Consider the following 14,048-nt stretch of genomic DNA (forward strand, 5'->3'; position numbering starts at 1 on the left):
CAGTTCAGGTCAAACCAACTGTTTACGCTGGTTTGACGGCGGGATGGATAACGACTCTCGATACTTCGCGACGGTTCGCCGAGCCACCATAATGCCTTGTTCACATAATAGTGTGGTCAGTTTACTGTCACTAAGTGGTTTGGCAGGATTTTCTGCCGCAACCAATTTTTTCACCAGTGCACGAATCGCAGTAGAAGAAGCTTCGCCTCCGCTATCTGTATTGACGTGACTGGAGAAGAAATATTTCAGTTCGAAAATGCCTCGAGGACTGTGCAGGAACTTCTGCGTGGTCACACGGGAAATTGTCGACTCATGCATATCCACGGCTTGGGCAATGTCTGCCAGCACCATGGGTTTCATAAATTCAGGCCCATTCTCAAAAAAAGCCACCTGCTGCTCTACAATGCAACGCGCCACTTTCAATAGCGTTTCATTACGGCTCTCAAGGCTTTTTATCAACCATTTTGCTTCTTGCAAATTGCTACGAATGAACTGCCCGTCACTGTCATTACGGGTATTGCTGCCCATCGCTGCGTACTGCTGGTTGATTTTCAGGCGTGGAATGCTATCGGCATTAAGCTCGACCGTCCAGTGCCCTTTGTCTTTACGTACCAGAACATCTGGAATCACATACTCAGATTCCCCGGTATTGATAGACTGACCAGGGCGCGGATCCAGTGACTGAATCAGGGCAATGGCTTCTTTAAGTGTATCTTCTTTTAGCCGACTTAAACGAATCATCGTACGGAAATCATGGTTGCCTAGCAAATCCAGATATTCGCTAATGACCAGGCGTGCTTCAGCGAGATAGGGGGTGTTTTTGTCATATTGCGATAGCTGTACCAATAGGCACTCGCGCAGGTTACGCGCAGCTACACCAATAGGATCAAAGTGTTGTATCCGCTTGAGCACAGCTTCAACTTCGTCCAATGCGACGTTTTCATCCCCCATGCTTTCCAGAATGTCTTCCAGTGGCACAGTGAGATAACCGGTTTCATCAACCGCATCGACGATCGATGTTGCAATGGCGGCATCAGTTTCTGAGAACGGGGTCAAGTCTACTTGCCACATTAAATAGTCTTGCAGCGTTTGAGTGGTTTCCCCCTGATAGACCGGCAGTTCGTCGTCGCTGTAATCATTACCCATACCCGACGGCGTGCCTGCGGTGTAAATCTCATCCCAGGTAGCATCCAGTGGCAACTCTTCCGGCATATCTTTCTGTTCCAGTGCTTCGCGGGTATCAAGCGATTCACTGTCTATTGTTTCTTTTGCATCTATCTCTTCATGAAGATCAGTTTGCTCAAGCAGGGGGTTGCTCTCCAGCGCTAACTGAATCTCCTGCTGGAGTTCTAGCGTAGAAAGCTGCAACAGGCGAATAGCCTGCTGTAGCTGCGGAGTCATTGCCAGTTGTTGGCTGAACTTGAGTTGCAAACCTTGCTTCATAATGCGGTATCAATTTTCCTGATGGCTAACAAAATCATTAACAGTGTCTGGTATTGGATTAAAGACGGAATTCTTCGCCCAGATAAACACGTTTAACTTGTTCGTCAGCCAGAATTTCCTGAGGTGTGCCGTGAGCGATTAAATGCCCTTGGCTTACAATATAAGCCCGCTCACAAACGTCTAGCGTCTCACGCACATTATGGTCGGTAATCAGTACACCGAGGCCGCTGTCGCGCAGATGCTCAATTATCTTTTTGATATCAATAACAGAAATCGGATCAACCCCGGCAAACGGCTCATCCAGCAGAATAAATTTGGGATTGGCAGCCAGCGCACGGGCGATTTCGACACGGCGGCGTTCACCGCCGGAAAGCGATTGACCCAGACTGTCACGTAAATGAGTAATATGGAACTCTTCCATTAACTCATCAGCTCGCTCCTGACGTTGCTCAGATGAGAGGTCTTTCCGGATTTCCAGCACCGCCATCAAATTGTTAAAGACACTCAGACGGCGGAAGATAGAGGCTTCTTGCGGCAAATAGCCAATCCCGCGCAGGGCGCGTTCATGCAACGGCAAGAGGCTGATATCTTCGTCATCAATCACAATGCGCCCGGCATCACGCTGGACAATGCCGACGACCATATAAAAAGTGGTGGTTTTACCCGCACCGTTCGGCCCAAGTAAACCGACAATTTCACCGGATTTCACTTTCAGGCTAACGTCTTCGACCACTTTACGGCCTTTATACGCCTTAGCCAGTTTTTCTGCGATTAATGTTGCCATAAATGATTAGTTACTCTTCTTTTGGCCTGAAGCTGCTGGCCCTTTATCTTGTAATTGAGATGGTAATAGCACGGTGGTAACACGTTTACCTTTATCACTGAAGGCTTCCATCTGCTGTTTTTTCACCAGATACGTGATGCGATCACCTTTGATATTACTATCAAGCTGCTCCAGATAGGCATTACCGGTCAAGACGACAAAATCATTAGCGACTTCGTAACGCAGTTTCTGGCCGTGGCCTTTAACCGGTTTGCCGCTATCTTGCATCTGATAGAAAGTCACTGGATTACCAAAACCTTCGATGACCATTTTGCTCTGATCGCCGCCAGGGCGGGTCACCACGACTTTATCAGCCTTAATCTCAATGGTGCCCTGCTTGATAACCACATTGTCGGTAAAGGTGACGGTATTGGCACCCATATCCAATGCTTGTTTGACCGAGTCGACCAGGACGGGCTGATCAGTATCGCCAGTTAAAGCTAACGCGGGCAGGCTTGCGGCCAAAAGTGAGCTGGCAAGCAAAAAATGAAGAATTTTATTTTTGGATTTCATAAGAGGTTTTAACCTTTTCAATCAGCTCGGCGGTTTTATCCCGCAAATTGCCACGCATTTTCATGCCGTTAGATGTAAATCCAACACCAAAGAGGGTAACTTCATCATCGGAGGATACATCCTGAGTGATCAAATTAACCTGGGCGTTATCAGTTTTAATTTTTTGTAACTGTGCGTCAGGGGTTAGGCTATCAACCTCAACATGACCGTACAAATAAAGCATTTTATCATCGGTCAGCTTGGCGCGATCTGCTCGTACTGTCCAGGTGGCGACAGCATTCTCATCAAACATCGTCATCACCGGCCTGGTAAACCAGGTCAGCTCTTGTGCGCTGAAGTTCTGAACCTCTTCTGCCACCAATTTATAATTCAGTTGCCCGACCGGATTAAAAACCACTGTCACCGTATGCTGGCTTTGTGATGAGGGTTCATTATCATCAATCGTAGCTTGTGTATCTTGTTGATTAAAACCGGAAATATTCCAGCCAATCAGGGCTAAAGCAATCAGTGCTAAGGATAAGGTTATCCATAGTCTTGTTTTACTCATATCGACAATCCTTTGGCACCTTCGAGTTTACCTTGGGCCAATAATATCAAATCACATAACTCGCGTACTGCACCGCGGCCGCCATTGATGCGTGTAACATAATGCGCCTTGGGAATGAGCAATGGATGGGCATCCGCCACCGCGACAGATAAACCGACTTTTGCCATCACCGGCCAATCAATCAGGTCATCGCCAATATAAGCAACTTGCTCAGGCAGACATTTTAAGGCGACTAATAACTCGTTATAGCCGACCAGCTTATCAGATTGCCCTTGATAAAGGTGGGTAATACCTAAAGTGTTGGCACGGTCTTCCAGCAATTTGGCATTACGGCCAGTAATAATAGCCACTTCGATACCGGAGGTTATCAGGCAGCGAATACCATAGCCATCCCGCACATTGAAAGCTTTCAACTCTTCACCCTGATTGCCCATGTAAATCAGGCCATCTGACATGACGCCATCAACATCACAGATCAATAAGCGAATGTTGGCTGCACGTTCCATAACGCTGCTAGCCACCGGGCCATAGCATGTGTCCAGATATACAATGCTACTCATAATTTACCTTTTATTAAACGACACCGGCTCTCAGCATGTCGTGCATATGCACCACACCCAGCAATTGATCACCATCGGCGACTAGCACCGCAGTAATATGACGTGACTCCATTAGGTTGAGTGCATCCACCGCCAACATGGTGGGACGAACTCGAATGCCACCGCTGGTCATCACATCGGCGATTTTCGCATTATTCAAATCAATGCCCATATCAAATACCCGGCGCAAATCACCGTCAGTAAAGATACCTTTAATCATCATTAAGTCGTCACAGATTACGGTTAAACCCAGATTTTTCCGAGTAATTTCCAGTAATGCGTCGCGTAATGAGGCATCAGGGCTGACGTGAGGAATGTCGGCTCCGGTATGCATGATATCGCTGATTCGTAATAACAACTTGCGCCCCAGTGCGCCACCCGGGTGGGAGAGCGCAAAGTCTTCTTGCGTAAAACCTCGTGCCTGTAGCAAGGCCACGGCGAGCGCATCACCCATCACTAATGTCGCCGTGGTACTGGTGGTCGGTGCTAATCCCAGCGGGCAGGCTTCTTGCGGCACTTTGATACATAAGTGAATATCAGCCGCTTTACCCATAGTGCTTTCAGGATTGTTGCTCATGCAAATAAGCTGAATTTTCTGGCGCTTAAGTACGGGAATCAAAGCCAGAATCTCGTTGGACTCACCCGAGTTGGAGATGGCTAATACAATATCTTGCGGCGTGATCATCCCCAAGTCGCCATGACTGGCCTCGCCGGGATGAACAAAGAATGACGGAGTGCCGGTGCTGGCGAAAGTCGCGGCAATCTTGCATCCGATATGGCCAGATTTACCCATCCCCATAACGACAACTTTGCCGTGGCAGTTAAATATTGCCTCGCAAGCTTGGGCAAAATCATCGTTAATATATTGATCAAGCTGTGCCAGCCCTTCGCGCTCAATCTGTAGAACTTGTTTACCCGCCTGTTGGAAATCTACCCTTGGCTGTAAATCCATACTCGGCTGTAAATCAGAAGAAGACATACTGGGTTCCTGTATGCGGCATTGTTTATGTTATGCGGCACTAAAGGGAGCAAAAAGTAGCACCGCCAGGTAGGCAATAAACCCACATAATAACAGAGCGCCCGCCATATGGCCGATGCGATGTTTACGCCCCAGACAAAGTACAGTGAATATCACACTGACACCGAGCATGACCCAATAATCTCGCTGGAATGCTTCGGGGTTGATATCACCAGGGGACAGTAATGCGGGAACGCCTAATACAATAACGATATTAAAAATATTTGAGCCGATGATATTACCAACCGCCATATCATCTTCACCTTTCAATGCACCCGCGATGAACGTCGCCAATTCAGGTAAACTGGTACCAATAGCAATGACAGTCAGCCCGATGACCAACTCGCTGACTCCTGCGACTCTGGCGATAACAGTGGCATTGTCGATAATCATTTTGGCTGACAGCGGCAAAATAATGAAGGCCAGCACCAGCCACAATAATGCAACGGTATTACTGCTGTCTTGCGGCAACTCCGCTAATTGTTCGCGAGTGAAAATATCATTTCCTTGCGAATGTGCCAGACGGGCAATTTTTAGCATCAGGACAATAAACGCGGCGGCGGCCAAGAGCAAAATAACGCCATCGCCACGGCTAAGATGGTTATCTGCTAGCAAGAAACCACACAATACCGTCACGACCAACATCAAGGGTAACTCGCGACGTAAAATCTCTGAGCGCACTGTCAGTGGGCGTATCAGAGCGGCACCACCCACAATCAGCAAAAGATTGGTAATATTAGAACCCAGCACATTGCCAACAGCTATATCCGTTTGGTTATTCAGCGCCGCAGTGACGGACACAATCAGTTCCGGCAGCGAGGTGCCAATACCGACAATGGTTATCCCGATAATGAGTGGCGGGATACCGAAAGAACGGGCTAACACCGCTGCGCCATAAACTAATCGGTCAGCACCGTACACTAATAGCACCAAGCCAATGATTAATAGTGTTATCGCAAGAAACATGCAGAGTCCTTTATTGGGTATAATCCCGATCCGTTGGCATAAACTGGCTATTGGTAACCGATAGTCGACAGGGGAACAGATAGCTCACTGGTCAACATCGCTAAAAGCGCTTCACGCTATTTGAGGTTACCCCCTAATTTTGACTGTGAGAGCCAGAAAAGTAAAACTTATGGCAACTTTGGCTACGAAAAAGCGTTAATAAATTGTCAGAATACTTCTCAATTGCGCTCGTTAGCGCCATTTGCTGTAACATTGGCGCTAGATGAGTCATAAAAGGCCTAAGGGACGAATGATAATGAACCAACTGGCGTCGAATTTGATAGAGATCCGCGGGATGAGTTTTACCCGTGGTGAGCGTCCGATATTCGCCGATATCAACATGACGGTCCCGCGCGGCAAAGTCACGGCGATTATGGGGCCTTCGGGAATTGGTAAAACCACGCTGCTGCGCCTGATTGGCGGGCAACTTGCGCCAGATACCGGTGAAATCTGGTTCGATGGCGATAATATTCCGGCGCTTTCTCGTCAGCGTTTGTATGATGTGCGCAAGAAAATGAGCATGTTGTTTCAATCGGGGGCGTTATTCACCGATTTAACAGTATTTGAGAATGTGGCTTTCCCATTACGGGAGCATAGCCATTTACCTGAAGAGTTGCTGCATAGCACGGTGATGATGAAGTTAGAAGCCGTGGGGTTGCGTGGTGCGGCTAACTTAATGCCAGCTGAGCTTTCAGGCGGTATGGCTCGCCGTGCTGCGTTGGCGCGGGCAATTGCCCTTGATCCAGAATTGATTATGTTTGATGAGCCTTTTGTCGGTCAGGACCCTATTACCATGGGCGTACTGGTAAAACTGATTGATGAGCTGAATCATGCATTGGGAGTCACTTGTGTGGTGGTTTCCCACGATGTACCGGAAGTGCTGAGCATTGCTGATTATGCTTATATTGTGGCAGATCAGCATGTGATTGCTGAAGGAACACCCGAGCAGCTACAAGCCAATGACGATATGCGGGTGCGTCAGTTCCTTGATGGTATTGCCGACGGGCCGGTGCCGTTCCGTTTCCCGGCGGGTGATTATAAAACTGAGCTGTTAGGCTGATGGAGTATTCATGTTAGTACAGGCTTTGGCGTCTTTAGGTCGCCGGGGCATTAATGTCTGTGCATCCTTTGGTCGCGCAGGTTTAATGCTATTTAGTGCACTGGTTGGCCGGCCTGAACCACGAAAACAGTGGCCATTATTGGTCAAACAGCTATATAGCGTTGGGGTGCAATCCTTACTGATTATTGTGGTTTCCGGTCTGTTTATCGGTATGGTTTTGGGCTTGCAGGGCTTTTTGATCCTCACCACCTACAGTGCGGAAGCCAGCCTCGGGATGATGGTTTCTTTATCATTACTGCGAGAGTTGGGGCCAGTAGTGACGGCATTGCTCTTTGCTGGCCGCGCCGGTTCAGCCCTGACGGCAGAAATTGGTCTGATGAAAGCCACAGAGCAGATTTCCAGCCTGGAAATGATGGCGATTGACCCTCTGCGGCGGGTGGTTGCTCCCCGGTTCTGGGCGGGGCTTATCAGCATGCCATTATTGACCGCTATCTTTGTCGCTGTAGGCATCTGGGGCGGCTCTGTAGTCGGTGTCGACTGGAAGGGGATTGACGGCGGTTTCTTCTGGTCAGCGATGCAAAATGCCGTTGAGTGGCGTACAGATTTACTGAATTGCCTGATTAAAAGCCTGGTATTTGCTATTACCGTGACGTGGATTGCGCTATTCAACGGTTATGATGCTGTCCCAACATCTGAAGGGATTAGCCGGGCAACGACCCGTACTGTGGTGCATTCGTCACTGGCAGTATTGGGATTAGATTTTGTGCTGACAGCACTGATGTTTGGGAACTGAGTCGATGCAAACGAAGAAAAGTGAAGTCTGGGTAGGGGCGTTTATACTGATTGCTATTCTGGCGGTCGTGTTCCTCTGCTTAAAAGTGGCCGATATCAAAGCAGTGGGCAATCAGCCGACTTACCGGATTTATGCCAATTTTGACAATATTGGTGGCCTGAAAAACAATTCCCCAGTCAAAATTGGTGGTGTTGTGGTGGGGCGGGTCGCTGAGATAACACTGGATACCAAAAATTACAGCCCACGTGTGGCGATGGATATCCAGCAGCGCTATAACCATATCCCGGACACCAGCTCCCTGGCGGTACGCACTTCAGGTTTATTGGGTGAACAGTTCTTGGCACTCAATGTCGGCTTTGAAGACCCCGATATGGGTACCGGTATTTTGAAAGATGGTGGCGTTATTCAAGACACCAAATCTGCATTGGTTCTGGAAGACCTTATCGGCCAGTTCTTGTACAAGAGTGGCGGTGATGGTAATTCTGGTACGCCAGCCAGTGAGCCAGCAGCAGCACCTGCGGCAGCAAATGGCGGCTTACCTGCAACCCAACATCCTTAAGAGGGTATCTGAATGTTTAAACGTTTACTTATGGTCGCATTGTTGGTGGTCGCGCCACTGGCGAATGCTGTCGATCAGACCAACCCATACCGTCTGATGGATGAAGCCGCGCAAAGAACCTTCACGCGCCTGAAAACTGAACAAGCGAAAATTAAACAGAATCCAGACTATTTGCGCACCATCGTTCGTGAAGAGTTATTGCCATTCGTTCAGATTAAATATGCCGGTGCATTAGTGCTGGGCAGCTATTACAAAGCCGCTACGCCTGCACAGCGCGAGGCGTATTTCAATGCATTCAGCCAATATCTGGAACAGGCATATGGCCAGGCCTTGGCGTTATATCACGGCCAAACTTACGATGTGGCACCAGACCAACCGCTGGGTGATGCCAATATCGTTGCCATTCGCGTAACCATCCTTGATCCTAATGGCCGTCCGCCAGTGCGTTTAGATTTCCAGTGGCGTAAAAATAGCCAAACTGGCCACTGGCAGGCGTATGACATGATAGCCGAAGGGGTTAGCATGATCAGCACCAAGCAAAATGAGTGGGCTTCTATCTTGCGTCAGAAAGGTGTGGATGGTTTGACTCAACAATTGCTGATTGCCGCGAAACAGCCAATAACGCTGGATAAGCAGTGATTATGGCAGATGAGCTGAATTGGCAGTCGCAGCAGGAAACGCTGGTACTGCAAGGTGAATTGGATCGCGAAACGCTGTTACCTCTGTGGCAACAGCGTGAAGTACTGTTGGCCGATAAGTCGCGCATTGATGTGAGCCAATTACGGCGTGTTGACTCATCTGGTCTGGCTCTGCTGGTTCACTTTCGTGAACTGCGCAGCAAACAAGGGGGCTCCCTGGCGATTATCGGTGTCAGTGATCGGCTATCTACCTTGATTGAACTGTACAATCTGCGTGACGTCATCCCGGTAGAAACAGTTATTCCAGTAGAAACAGTTAGCCCAGTAGAAGCAAACAACGCATAGCAAGTGGCATTAAGTTAGCGCTATTTTGTGTCGTTTACTCCCAAAGCAAATAACTAAAGTTTTCAAGCCTCTGTGTGCAATAGCAAAACAGGGGCTTTTCTTTAGTTTCAGAGAAAGCCGTATTCCACTAATATGTTGAGCTGGCTATGCTCCTTATAAAATAGAATGAATCTTATGGATACTAACGAAATTAAAGACGTGCTGATGCGAGCATTGGCATTACAAGAAGCACATGTTACCGGTGACGGCAGCCACTTTCAGGTGATTGCTGTGGGTGAGTTATTTGCCGATATGAGCCGGGTGAAAAAACAGCAGGCTGTGTATGCGCCTTTGATGGAATATATCGCTGATAACCGTATTCATGCCTTATCGATTAAGGCTTATACGCCACAAGAGTGGCAGCGGGATCGCAAACTAAACGGCTTTTAATGCTACTGGCTTCAAAACTGCCTACAGTCTGGCCGGCAGTTTCTTAAGCGGGCAGTGAATTCGAATTTGCTGATCAGTATTTTGACAACAACCAATATTTTGACAACAAAGAGTGGTCACAATGGATAAGTTTCGTGTGCAGGGGCGGACTCGCCTAAGCGGTGAAGTCACCATTTCCGGAGCGAAAAACGCGGCATTACCGATATTGTTTGCTGCGTTATTGGCGGAAGACCCGGTCGAGTTGCAAAATGTCCCAAAGCTAAAAGACATTGATACCACCATTAAGTTGCTGAGCCAATTAGGCGTTAAAATTGAGCGTGATGCTGCTTCCGGCTCTGTTTTTGTTGATGCTAGTGGTGTGGACGAGTTCTGCGCACCGTACGATTTGGTTAAGACCATGCGTGCTTCTATTTGGGCATTGGGGCCACTGGTTGCGCGCTTTGGTAAAGGGCAAGTCTCATTACCGGGCGGTTGTGCTATCGGTGCGCGTCCGGTCGATTTGCATATCACCGGTTTGGAACAGCTGAGCGCTGAAATCAAGCTGGAAGAAGGTTACGTTAAAGCCTCCGTCAATGGTCGTCTGAAAGCAGCACATATCGTCATGGATAAAGTCAGCGTTGGCGCAACCGTGACCATTATGAGCGCGGCAACCTTGGCGGAAGGCACCACTGTCATTGAAAACGCTGCTCGCGAGCCAGAAATTGTCGATACAGCGAATTTCTTGAATACGCTGGGCGCTAAAATCACTGGTGCAGGTACCGACCGCATTACCATCGAAGGCGTTGCTCGCTTGGGTGGCGGTGTGTATCGAGTGCTGCCAGACCGTATTGAAACCGGGACTTTCCTGGTTGCGGCTGCTATCTCTGGCGGCAAAGTGGTTTGTCGTCAGACTCGCCCTGATACGCTGGATGCCGTATTGGCTAAACTGCGCGAAGCAGGTGCTGATATTGAAGTCGGCGACGACTGGATAAGCCTGGATATGCATGGCAAACGCCCTAAAGCGGTTACTTTGCGAACGGCTCCGCACCCAGGTTTCCCAACCGATATGCAGGCGCAGTTCAGCTTATTGAATTTAGTGGCTGAAGGGACGGGTGTCATCACCGAAACGATTTTCGAAAACCGTTTTATGCATGTGCCAGAACTGATTCGTATGGGCGCACATGCAGAAATCGAGAGCAATACTGTGATTTGCTATGGTGTTGAGCAACTATCTGGTGCTCAGGTCATGGCAACCGATTTGCGTGCTTCTGCTAGTTTAGTTCTAGCGGGTTGTATTGCTGACGGGGTAACGATTGTTGACCGTATTTATCATATCGACCGTGGTTATGAAGGTATCGAAGATAAATTGCGTGCGTTAGGCGCTAAAATCGAACGGGTAAAAGGCGAATAAGCCTTTGCTGACCGCGTCATAAAAAATGCCAGCCGATGATATCGAGCTGGCATTTTTTTAGCCATACATAACAGAACTTATGGCGCAGGTTGCTGGCTAAGAACTTCGTTTTGATCCAATTCGGTGATGGTGATTTGTGCCGTGATTTGTTGGCCATTGCGTAATAATAAAACCGGAATGGTGGTTCCAGGGCGAATCTCTGCCACCTGATCCATTGTTTCTATCACGGATGTTGCAGGTTTATTATTTACGCTAAGAATAATATCGCCCACTTGTAAGTTGGCATTAGCCGCCGGGCCACTTGGCGATATCTTGTTCACTTTAATGCCGTGGATTCGCTCGCCGCTATTGCCACTGGCATTGAATGGCGGATATTCTTCGCCAGTAATCCCAATATAGCCACGAATAACTCGTCCATCACGAATGAGTTTTTCCATCACTTTGGTTGCGAGCGCTGTCGGGATGGCAAAGCCAATCCCTTCTGGGGTTTCGCCATTGCTGCTTTTATCAAAGGACAGCGTGTTAATCCCCATCAATTCACCCAGCGTATTGACCAACGCCCCACCGGAGTTACCCTGGTTGATTGAGGCATCTGTCTGAAGGAAGTTTTGCCGCCCAGAATCGCTTAAACCAATGCGCCCAGTGGCACTGATAATCCCTTGTGTGACGGTTTGACCGAGATTATAGGGGTTACCGATTGCCAGCACGACGTCACCAATGTGTGGCGCACGATTAATATTAATGGGAATCACGGGCAGGTTTACGGCATCAATTTTCAAAACGGCTAAATCAGTCAAATTATCTGAACCGACCAGCAATGCTTCAGATATACGGCCATTTTGTAATGCGACAATGATTTGTTCAGCATTATTGATAACGTGTTTATTGGTAAGGATATAACCCTTGTCACTCATGATGACGCCAGAACCTAGAGTGCGAATGGCTAATCCATCCTGAGTGGGGCTTAGGCTACGGTTATAAACATTAACAACGGCAGGTGCAGCTCTACGTACTGCCTGGTTATAACTGGCAGGAACCTCTTCATCTACGCTATCACCATTGCCGGAAAAAAAGTGACCCGGACTACGGAGCATAGGCATTGCGACCAGCAAGATACCGGCAACAATTAGCCCCAAAATAATAGAACGCAATAGCTTAAGAAACATGAATTTTAAGGCATAAATGAATAGGTAACCGGAGAATAGCATGAGTTTGACGGACACAGCATTGTGCTGTGTCCGATTTTTCTGCAAATTAGCGGATTAATAGATAAATATTCTCTTCACCGCGCACAATATTCAGTGCAATAACAGCTGGTTTGGCTTCGATAGCTTTACGTAACTCAGCGATATCCTTAACTCGCACACGGTTTACAGCAATTATCACATCGTCTTTCTGCAAACCAGACTGTGCTGCTGGAGAACCTTTCGTCACGTTTTCAACTTTAACCCCCTTGCTGCCACCTTTGATTTCACCATTGCTCAGCGATGCACCCTGCAACGATGGTGATAAGGTATCAGCACTGGTCGATGTTGGGCTGCTGTTCTCCAGTGTGACGGTGACTTCCAGTGGTTTACCCTCGCGCAGTAAGCCCACTTTAATGGCTTTACCCGGCCCGGTGGTACCCACTTTGGCGCGTAACTCAGCAAAACTGCTGATAGGTTTGCCGTCTACAGAAACCAACACGTCGCCCGCTTTTATGCCCGCTTTAGACGCTGCGGATTTTGGCATGACTTCACTGACAAAAGCACCGCGCTGAGCATCAATGTTAAAGGCTTTTGCCATGTCAGCGGTCATTTCACTACCACGAATACCCAGAAGGCCGCGCTTCACTTCGCCAAACTCAATCAGCTGCTGGCTGAGGTTTTGCGCCATGTTGCTTGGGATCGCGAAACCGATACCAATGTTACCGCCGCCTGGAGCCAAAATGGCGGTGTTAATCCCAATCAATTCGCCGTTTAGGTTAACCAGCGCACCGCCCGAGTTACCGCGGTTGATAGAGGCATCAGTCTGAATAAAGTTTTCTAACCCTTCCAGATTCAAACCACTGCGGCCCAGTGCGGAAATAATACCCGAGGTCGCAGTTTGCCCCAGACCAAATGGGTTGCCCACGGCGACTGCAAAGTCACCGACTCGCAGGTTGTCAGAATCTGCGATTTTAATGGCGGTCAGATTCTTGGCATCGGTTAGTTGTAATAAAGCGATATCAGTTTGTTCGTCACGGCCCAGCAGTTTGGCATCATATTCACGGCCATCATTGAGCTGAACACGAATTTTATCTGCGTTATTGATAACGTGGTTATTGGTTAAGATATAACCTTTTTCCGCGTTAATGATGACACCAGATCCTAAGCCTTCAAATGGGCGATTGCTCTCTTTGCCGGTTGGCGCATTGGGGCCAAAAAAGAATTTGAACTCTTCTGGCAAGCGCTGCTGCTGTGCCTGAGTGCCAGAGACGTGAACGCTGACGACCGCTGGCAACACCTTTTCTAACATAGGGGCCAGGCTTGGGACTGATTGCCCTGCGACGGCTGCAGGAAGAGCTGCTGCGTTCACCATAGGAACAGATGCGAGACCTAAGCCGACACTCATTGCCAACGCACTAAGAAATAATGACTTTTTCTTCATTGATTTAAACTCTCTCAATACCTAACGGTGAATGAATAGGGGTGATGGCTGCTACAGGCCCGTTGTAAATTCAGACTCTGAATTAGCTAAAAAATTCACTTATTTCAAAAGGCTACTGCTGTTCTAAAAATAAGCACCCTAAGATGTCACTTGATATAGGGGTTAGGATAAAGCAATTCAAGAAGAGGTAAGTATAGAAGTGTAAATGTGCTGACTACAGCGGTGAGTGCTGTAGTCAGCTTGATATGTCGTAATCAG

Annotated in this window: 16 protein-coding genes; 7 read left to right on the plus strand and 9 right to left on the minus strand. The window is 48.2% G+C overall.

Features of this window, described 5'->3' with window-relative positions:
• Positions 1-9 precede the first annotated feature (9 nt).
• Genes rpoN through QSV56_RS18520 form a run of 7 tightly spaced genes read right to left on the minus strand, consistent with a single transcriptional unit; the run spans position 10 to position 5,909 of the window.
• On the minus strand, positions 10-1,443 hold the full coding sequence (rpoN, locus tag QSV56_RS18490) for an RNA polymerase factor sigma-54 (RefSeq protein WP_019080052.1): 1,434 nt from the start codon (positions 1,441-1,443) through the stop codon (positions 10-12).
• Between the two features lie 58 nt (positions 1,444-1,501).
• Positions 1,502-2,227, minus strand: coding sequence for an LPS export ABC transporter ATP-binding protein (lptB, locus tag QSV56_RS18495; RefSeq protein ID WP_004392029.1), 726 nt, complete (start codon positions 2,225-2,227; stop codon positions 1,502-1,504).
• 6 nt (positions 2,228-2,233) lie between these two features.
• Positions 2,234-2,779, minus strand: coding sequence for a lipopolysaccharide ABC transporter substrate-binding protein LptA (gene lptA, locus QSV56_RS18500; RefSeq protein WP_005162470.1), 546 nt, complete (start codon positions 2,777-2,779; stop codon positions 2,234-2,236).
• Positions 2,763-3,326: an LPS export ABC transporter periplasmic protein LptC gene (gene lptC, locus QSV56_RS18505; protein WP_019080050.1), complete on the minus strand. Its 564-nt coding sequence runs from the start codon at positions 3,324-3,326 to the stop codon at positions 2,763-2,765. Before lptC ends, lptA begins: the two co-directional genes overlap by 17 nt.
• Entirely contained in the window at positions 3,323-3,886 is a 564-nt protein-coding gene (gene kdsC, locus QSV56_RS18510; protein ID WP_046050175.1) for a 3-deoxy-manno-octulosonate-8-phosphatase KdsC, read from the minus strand. Before kdsC ends, lptC begins: the two co-directional genes overlap by 4 nt.
• A 13-nt stretch (positions 3,887-3,899) precedes the next feature.
• Positions 3,900-4,904, minus strand: coding sequence for an arabinose-5-phosphate isomerase KdsD (gene kdsD / locus QSV56_RS18515; protein ID WP_019080048.1), 1,005 nt, complete (start codon positions 4,902-4,904; stop codon positions 3,900-3,902).
• A 30-nt stretch (positions 4,905-4,934) separates the two neighbouring features.
• Entirely contained in the window at positions 4,935-5,909 is a 975-nt protein-coding gene (locus tag QSV56_RS18520; RefSeq protein WP_301213238.1) for a calcium/sodium antiporter, read from the minus strand.
• A 295-nt stretch (positions 5,910-6,204) separates the two neighbouring features.
• On the opposite strand from QSV56_RS18520, the gene mlaF reads away from it, so the two are divergent.
• The 7 genes from mlaF (at position 6,205) to murA (ending at position 11,162) form a co-directional block, all read left to right on the plus strand.
• On the plus strand, positions 6,205-7,008 hold the full coding sequence (gene mlaF / locus QSV56_RS18525; protein WP_019080047.1) for a phospholipid ABC transporter ATP-binding protein MlaF: 804 nt from the start codon (positions 6,205-6,207) through the stop codon (positions 7,006-7,008).
• A gap of 10 nt (positions 7,009-7,018) precedes the next feature.
• Positions 7,019-7,801, plus strand: a complete 783-nt coding sequence (mlaE, locus tag QSV56_RS18530; RefSeq protein ID WP_046050176.1) for a lipid asymmetry maintenance ABC transporter permease subunit MlaE — start codon at positions 7,019-7,021, stop codon at positions 7,799-7,801.
• 4 nt (positions 7,802-7,805) lie between these two features.
• Entirely contained in the window at positions 7,806-8,360 is a 555-nt protein-coding gene (mlaD, locus tag QSV56_RS18535) for an outer membrane lipid asymmetry maintenance protein MlaD (protein WP_019082228.1), read from the plus strand.
• 12 nt (positions 8,361-8,372) lie between these two features.
• Positions 8,373-8,999: a phospholipid-binding protein MlaC gene (gene mlaC, locus QSV56_RS18540; protein WP_005162447.1), complete on the plus strand. Its 627-nt coding sequence runs from the start codon at positions 8,373-8,375 to the stop codon at positions 8,997-8,999.
• 2 nt (positions 9,000-9,001) lie between these two features.
• A complete protein-coding gene (mlaB, locus tag QSV56_RS18545; RefSeq protein ID WP_026018140.1) occupies positions 9,002-9,343 on the plus strand; it encodes a lipid asymmetry maintenance protein MlaB in 342 nt (113 codons plus the stop codon).
• 174 nt (positions 9,344-9,517) lie between these two features.
• The gene (gene ibaG / locus QSV56_RS18550) at positions 9,518-9,772 is read left to right on the plus strand and encodes a BolA family iron metabolism protein IbaG (RefSeq protein ID WP_005162441.1); all 255 of its coding nucleotides are present in this window, start codon (positions 9,518-9,520) and stop codon (positions 9,770-9,772) included.
• 121 nt (positions 9,773-9,893) lie between these two features.
• Positions 9,894-11,162, plus strand: coding sequence for a UDP-N-acetylglucosamine 1-carboxyvinyltransferase (gene murA / locus QSV56_RS18555; RefSeq protein WP_005162439.1), 1,269 nt, complete (start codon positions 9,894-9,896; stop codon positions 11,160-11,162).
• A 77-nt stretch (positions 11,163-11,239) separates the two neighbouring features.
• Here the strand turns inward: murA and degS are convergent, their stop codons facing one another.
• Together degS and degQ are read right to left on the minus strand one after the other, a co-directional pair.
• Positions 11,240-12,328, minus strand: a complete 1,089-nt coding sequence (degS, locus tag QSV56_RS18560; protein ID WP_005174240.1) for an outer membrane-stress sensor serine endopeptidase DegS — start codon at positions 12,326-12,328, stop codon at positions 11,240-11,242.
• Positions 12,329-12,416: 88 nt separating this feature from the next.
• A complete protein-coding gene (degQ, locus tag QSV56_RS18565; protein ID WP_019080043.1) occupies positions 12,417-13,790 on the minus strand; it encodes a serine endoprotease DegQ in 1,374 nt (457 codons plus the stop codon).
• Between the last annotated feature and the right edge of the window lie 258 nt (positions 13,791-14,048).

This window comes from Yersinia sp. 22-579 (assembly GCF_030433455.1).
Lineage (GTDB): Bacteria > Pseudomonadota > Gammaproteobacteria > Enterobacterales > Enterobacteriaceae > Yersinia > Yersinia enterocolitica.